The organism is Kitasatospora sp. NPDC057223, from assembly GCF_042669755.1.
In the GTDB taxonomy this organism is placed as follows: Bacteria; Actinomycetota; Actinomycetes; order Streptomycetales; family Streptomycetaceae; genus Kitasatospora.
Genome location: NZ_JBHUWW010000116.1, coordinates 24,149 through 30,319 on the forward strand (window position 1 = coordinate 24,149; position 6,171 = coordinate 30,319).

A 6,171-nucleotide genomic window follows, 5' to 3' on the forward strand; every position below is an offset into this window, starting at 1 on the left:
AACCTCCGTAGAATGCGAATGTAAATTCACGTTCGCATAACGAGAGTACGCCGAGGAGTGCACCACTTGTCAAACAGGCCTGCTGAGACCGCCGCCCGCACCGTGCGGGACGCGACCGGGGAGCCGGAGCGCCCGGCGCCCTACCGGGAACCCCGGCAGGCGCGCAGCGCCGCCACGCTGGCCCGCGTACTACGGGCGGCCGAGGAGATCGCCGGCTCGTCCGGCCTGGAGGAGATGACGATCACCGACGTCGCCGCCCAGGCCGGCGTCTCGGTCGGCACGATCTACCGCCGCTTCCAGGACAAGGAGCAGCTGATCGCCGCCCTCACCGAGCGGATGCTGGAACAACGCGAGGAGTACATGGCGGAGCGGCTGCGCTCCGCCGAGCCCTCCCTCGCCGGAGTCGTGGACGCCTACGCCCACGCCCTGCTGCAGTCCTTCGCCGACAGCAGCCGCCTCTTCCCGGAACTGCTGCGCGCACGGGGAACCACATCCCTGGACCGCGGGACCCGCACCATCACCGAGATCCACCGCCTCCTGCTCGAAGCAGCGACCCCCTACACCGGCCAGATCCGGCGCTCCCACCCGAGGACGGCACTGGACACCGTGGCCCGCGCCGTCCTCGGCGCCTGCTTCCACAACTCCGTACGCCCCGATCCCGCCACCGGCGAAGCGGCCAGGCGCCAGTACGCGGACGAGCTCAGCGACATGGCCATCGCCTACCTCCTCGCACCCGACCGCCGCCCCGGCACCCCTTGAGCAGGGAGGGGCGGTCAGCCCCGGACGGTGGGGCGCGCCTTCATTACTGTTTCTTGCGCGATCCCGTCTCATATTTGCATGACAGTCCGCCACCCACAGGCGCGAATCCCGACCGGCGACCGGCGCGGCAGACCCAGGGATCTCGCAGTCCGCAGCGCCCATCGGATGAATCCGCTGGTCGTGGCCATATCGGTCCACTCCTCATCGATCTGAATATTGCAGGATTCTGTAGTGATATTGCCTTCAGCTTGCCGCGCTGCTTGACTGGTCCCCGCCCACCCCGGGCGCCTCGGCGGCAGTCCCCGCGGAGCCCATTCGAGCCACCTATGTGAGCCGGGACGTATCACCATGAGATGGACAGGAAAGCGCGCGCCCATTGCCGTGCTGATCGCCGTCGCCCTGACGGCCCTGGCGCAACCGGCCGGTGCGCAGGATTCGCGGACCTCCCCCCAAGGGGCCGCCGTACAGCAGCAGTCCGGCTCGGGCGCGGACGGCGGTGCGGGTGCGCGCACGCCCTTCGTCGAGCAGCAGGCGGAGGATGCGCGGACCGACGGCACCGTCCTCGGCCCCGACTGGGCGTACGGGACACTCGCGGCCGAGGCCGTGGGCCGCCGCGCGGTCCGGCTCGACAAGCCGGGCCAGTACGTGGAGTTCACCCTCACGAAGGCGGCCAACGCGGTCAACGTCCGCTACAGCGTGCCCGACTCGGCCGACGGCAGGGGGATCGACGCGACCCTCGGTGCCTACGTCGACGGCCGGTTCGCCAAGTCCCTGGCCGTCACCTCGCGTTACAGCTGGTACTACGGCCAGTACCCGTGGACGAACAACCCGGCCGACGGTGGCCCGCGCCAGCAGTACGACGACGCGCGGCTGATGTTCGACCGCACCCTGCCGGCCGGCAGCACCGTCCGCCTCCAGATCGGCAAGGGCGACACGGCCCCGGCCTACGTGATCGACACCGCCGACTTCGAGCAGGTCGACGCGCCCGGGTCCGCCCCTCGGCAGGCCCTCTCGGTCACGTCGTTCGGCGCGGACCCGTCGGGCAGGGCCGATTCGAGCGACGCGTTCCAGCGCGCGATCGACGCGGCCCGCGGTACCGGCCGGACGGTGTGGATACCACCGGGCACGTTCACCGTGACCCGGCACCTCCTCGTCGACCACGTCACGCTGCGCGGCAGCGGCCCCTGGTACAGCGTCCTGCACGGCGCCGGCGTGGGCGTCTACGGCACCTACGCGCCGAACGTGAGCTCCGACGTCCGGCTGGCCGACTTCGCGATCTTCGGCGAGGTGGCGGAACGCAACGACTCCGACCAGGTCAATGGCATCGGCGGCGCCCTGGCGCACTCGACCGTGGACAACGTCTGGATCCAGCACACCAAGGTCGGCGCCTGGCTGGACGGCCCCTTCGACGGCCTGAGCCTCTCGCGCCTGCGGATCCTGGACGTGACGGCCGACGGCATCAACTTCCACGACGGCGTCACCGGCTCCGCCGTCACCGACAGCTACGTCCGCGGCACCGGCGACGACGGCCTGGCCATGTGGTCCGACCAACACCCCGACTCCGGCAACGTGTTCGCCCGCAACACGGTCAAGTCACCCGCACTCGCCAACAACATCGCCGTCTACGGAGGCAGCGACAACGCGGTGACCGGCAACCTGGTCACCGACACCCTCGTCCAGGGCGGCGGCATCCACGTCGGCAACCGCTTCGGTTCGGTGCCCCTGGCCGGCACCACGACCGTCGCGCACAACACCCTGCAACGGACCGGCAGCCTCGACCTCTTCTCACACGTCGGCGAGGGCGCGCTCTGGTTCTGGGCCGCCGACGCCCCGCTCACCGGGCACGTCGACGTCGAGAACAACCTGATCCAGGACAGCGCCTACGAAGCCGTCCAGTTCCTCGGATCGTCGGTCGAAGGGGTCCGCTTCGCCCGCAACACCGTCGACCGGACCGGGACGTTCGCCTTCCAGCTCAACGCGCCCGGCTCGGCCTCGGCCCGCTCGCTGACCGCGACCGGCCTCGGGGCCGGCGGGCGCTACGACTGCGGCTCCGGCTTCAGCTTCACCGAGGGCCCCGGCAACCGCGGGTGGTCCGACACCCACTGCGGCTACCCGGCGCCCGGCCCGCTCCGGGTGAGCGGCCTCGGCCAGACCCTGTCCTTCGAGACCGACGAGGTCGGCAAGGCCGGCGACCCGCAGACCGTCGTCGTCACCAACCCGGGCCCGCGGCCCGCGCGGATCGCCTCCGTCGGCATCACCGGTGTCTACACCCTCGCGAACACCTGCGGCAGTGTGCTCGCCCCGGGCGCGAGCTGCACCGTGGACATCCGCTTCGTCCCCACCGCCCGCGGCGACCGCAACGGCTCGCTGACCATCTCCGACGGCACCCCCGCCGGCCGCTACCAGGTCCACGTCACGGGCCGGGTCGTCACCAGCACCGTCGGCAACCTCGCCGCCGGCCGCCCGGTCACCACCAGCGGCTCCCACGACGGCTTCCCCGCCGCGAACGCGGTCGACTCCGACACCAGCACGTACTGGGAGAGCCCGGAGCTCACCTCCGCGCAGTCCATCGGCGTCGACCTCGGTGCCCCGGTGACCGCGGCACGCGTGTCCCTCAAGCTCAACAACGGCTGGGGCGGCCGTACCCAGCACCTCGAAATCCTGGCCGGCGACGACGGTGAGAACTTCACCACCGTCGTCGCCCCCGCCGACTACCTCTTCGACCCCGCGGCCAACAACAACACGGTCGACATCGCCATCCCGTCCGCCCCCTACCGCTACCTCCGCGTCCAGGGCACCAGCAACTCGGGCGCCCCCGGCCTCCAGCTCGCCGAGTTGGAGGTCTACGCCGCCCAGCCGTAGCCCCTGGCCGGGGTGGCCTACAGCCAGCGCTTGTGTTTGAACACCGCCCACAGGCCGACTCCGAGGCCGAACATGAGGGCGACGGCGAAGGGATAGCCCCAGGCCCAGTGCAACTCGGGCATGTGGTCGAAGTTCATGCCGTACACGGACGCCACGAGGGTGGGGGTGAAGAGGATCGCGGCCCAGGACGAGATCTTCTTCACCTCCTCGCCCTGTTCGATGGTCTCGCGGGCGAGTTGGCGGCTCTCCTCGCCCTGCGCGAGGCTCGCACTGGACATCCGGCGCATGGCGTCGTTCTGTTCGAGGGAGACGAGGGTGGCGTGCACGGTGAGGGCGTTGTCCAGCAGGGTCCGCATCGTGGCGACGCGTTCGGTCACCCGGATCGTGTGGTCGAGCACGTTCCGCAGCCGGTTCTCCACCTCGCCGTTCGTCCCGTACTTCGGCGACCCGCGGAGCAGGGCCTGCAGCATGGCGGAGAGGGGTTTGATGGCGTGCTGGAAACCGATCACCTGTGACAGCAACTGGTAGATGCGCTTGGAGAGATGCGGGTCGACGTTCCCGTTGAAGAGTTGGCTCTCGATCTCGTCGATGTCCTCCTCGAGTCCGGTCGCGACCGGCGCGTAGCCGTCGACGATCTCGTCGAAGATCGAGGTCAGGATCGCCTCCGGTCCCAGCGCCAGGAACTCCGGTTCTGCTTCGAGCCGGCGCCGGACGGCGCCGAGGTCGGGCCGCTGGACCTGCCGGACGGTGACGGCGAAGTCCTCCCCCGTGAAGGCGTGGATCTCGCCGAACTCCACGCGCTCCGCGTCGTCGTCGTACCAGGCGGGGCGGAGCACGACGAAGAGGGTGTCGCCGTAGCGTTCGAGCTTCGCCCGCTGGTGGCCCTTCTGCGCGTCCTCCACCGCGAGCGGGTGCAGGTCGAACTCCTCCGCGACGGAGGTCAGTTCGGCCGCGCTCGGCAGATACAGGCCGATCCAGGCCATGCCGCCGGACTGTTCGAGGGCACGGTAGGTGCTGTGCAGGGTGGGCGGGCTCTCCACCCGGGCGCCGTCGACGTAGATGCCGTTGTTGACGAGAGTCATCGCCCTCCTCCTTCTCCGCTTCGAAGCGGTCTCGTGGGCCACCTCGCGTCGCACGGCCGTCCGGAGCGTCCGCAGCGCGGGTCGCGGCGTGGGATCAGTGCTCCGGGGCCGGTGGGGGCAGGGCGACGGCGCGCAGGAACGCCCGGGTGAAGGTTTCGATGGCTTCGTCCTCGCTGGGCAGATCGGCCCCGGCGAACCCGCCGGTCACCGGGCGCAGCAGGAAGTGCAGGAAGATCGGGCTGGTCATCTGCTGGGTGATGAGCAGCGGCGGCAGGTCGCGGACGCGGCCGGCGGCGGCCTCCGCGGCGAGCCACTGTCCGATGCCGGCCAACAGGCGGGGTGTGACGTTCTGGAAGACGAGCTGGACGTTCTCGTCGGCGGGGCGGGCGAAGACCTCGGCCAGGAGGGCCGGCAGCACGCGCGGCTCGCGCTTCAGGGCGTCGACCAGGAGGCGATAGAGACGGCGGACGGTGTCCTCCAGGTCGCCGTGCGGCGCGGCCAGGAACGTCTCGACGTCGACGAGGGGGCTGTAGCGCTCGAACACCGCGCGCAGGAGTTCGTCACGCCCGCCGAAGGTGACGTAGAGGCTGGGCACGGAACACTCGGCTGCGGCTGCCACCCGTTCGAAGGTCACCGTTCCCAGCCCCTGCCTGCTGATCAGGGCGCCCGTGGCCTCGATCGCGCGCTCCCTGACCGGTTTGCGTCCTCCGGGTTCGACGCCGGCGGCTCGCAGCGCCTCGTCGAGGGCCTGCCGGGTACCGCCCAGTCGACGCAGCAGGGTGCTGCGGGAGATCCCGGCCTCCTGGGCGACGTCGCGCAGCGTCACGTCGGCGGCGGAGACCCCGCGGGCGTCCGCCGCCCGCAAGGTCGCCTCGACGATGGCCTGGGGAACCTGACGGCCCGACTCCTTGGTACCTGACATGATTGTCAATTTACTCAGTGTTGGAGTCTCAGTCCATCCGGGCGTTGCGGTCCATCCTGCCTGCGCGCGCCTCGAAGCACCGCTGCGCCGCACCTGGCGTGCGCACGATCTGGACTGAAACTCGACTAGAGGGTAAATTAACCAACATGTCACGCATCGGAAAGGCGTCTGAGGGGCCTGCCCCCCAGCAGATCGCGGAGGCGGACCCGGCCCTGTGGCACCTCGCCCGGCGGCCGGAGTCTCCCGCGGCCTTCTCCGGCGTCGGCTGGACGGCACCTGACGTGTCCTGGAGCAGGCGTTACGCGCCGCCGCGAAGCCGGGCATGCCGCGCCCTCTGCATCGCGCAGGAACTCGCGCAGGACCACCCGATCAGGGACTTGAGAAGGAGAGGGTAGATATGTCTGCGTCAGGGGACGGCGGAAAAGCCGGTGCCAACGGGCCGGTCATCGCGAAGGAGGAGCGGCGTTTCGCTCCGCCCGCGGAGCTCGCGGCTGCGGCCAACGTCACGGCGGCCGCGTACGCGCAGGCCTCCGAGGACCGGCTCGC

4 protein-coding genes are annotated in these 6,171 nt (G+C 70.5%); 2 read left to right on the forward strand and 2 right to left on the reverse strand.

The window, feature by feature from the left end:
- Positions 1-66: 66 nt before the first annotated feature.
- Both ACFUK0_RS30740 and ACFUK0_RS30745 read left to right on the forward strand, forming a co-directional pair.
- Positions 67-759, forward strand: coding sequence for a TetR/AcrR family transcriptional regulator (locus ACFUK0_RS30740; protein ID WP_380255741.1), 693 nt, complete (start codon positions 67-69; stop codon positions 757-759).
- Between the two features lie 348 nt (positions 760-1,107).
- Positions 1,108-3,621 carry a discoidin domain-containing protein gene (locus ACFUK0_RS30745; RefSeq protein WP_380255742.1) on the forward strand — a complete coding sequence of 838 codons (2,514 nt, stop codon included), beginning with the start codon at positions 1,108-1,110 and terminating at the stop codon, positions 3,619-3,621.
- Positions 3,622-3,638: 17 nt separating this feature from the next.
- On the opposite strand, the gene ACFUK0_RS30750 is transcribed toward ACFUK0_RS30745, so the two are convergent.
- Positions 3,639-4,703 carry a magnesium and cobalt transport protein CorA gene (locus tag ACFUK0_RS30750; RefSeq protein ID WP_380255743.1) on the reverse strand — a complete coding sequence of 355 codons (1,065 nt, stop codon included), beginning with the start codon at positions 4,701-4,703 and terminating at the stop codon, positions 3,639-3,641.
- A 94-nt stretch (positions 4,704-4,797) separates the two neighbouring features.
- Positions 4,798-5,625 carry a TetR family transcriptional regulator gene (locus tag ACFUK0_RS30755; RefSeq protein ID WP_380255744.1) on the reverse strand — a complete coding sequence of 276 codons (828 nt, stop codon included), beginning with the start codon at positions 5,623-5,625 and terminating at the stop codon, positions 4,798-4,800.
- Between the last annotated feature and the right edge of the window lie 546 nt (positions 5,626-6,171).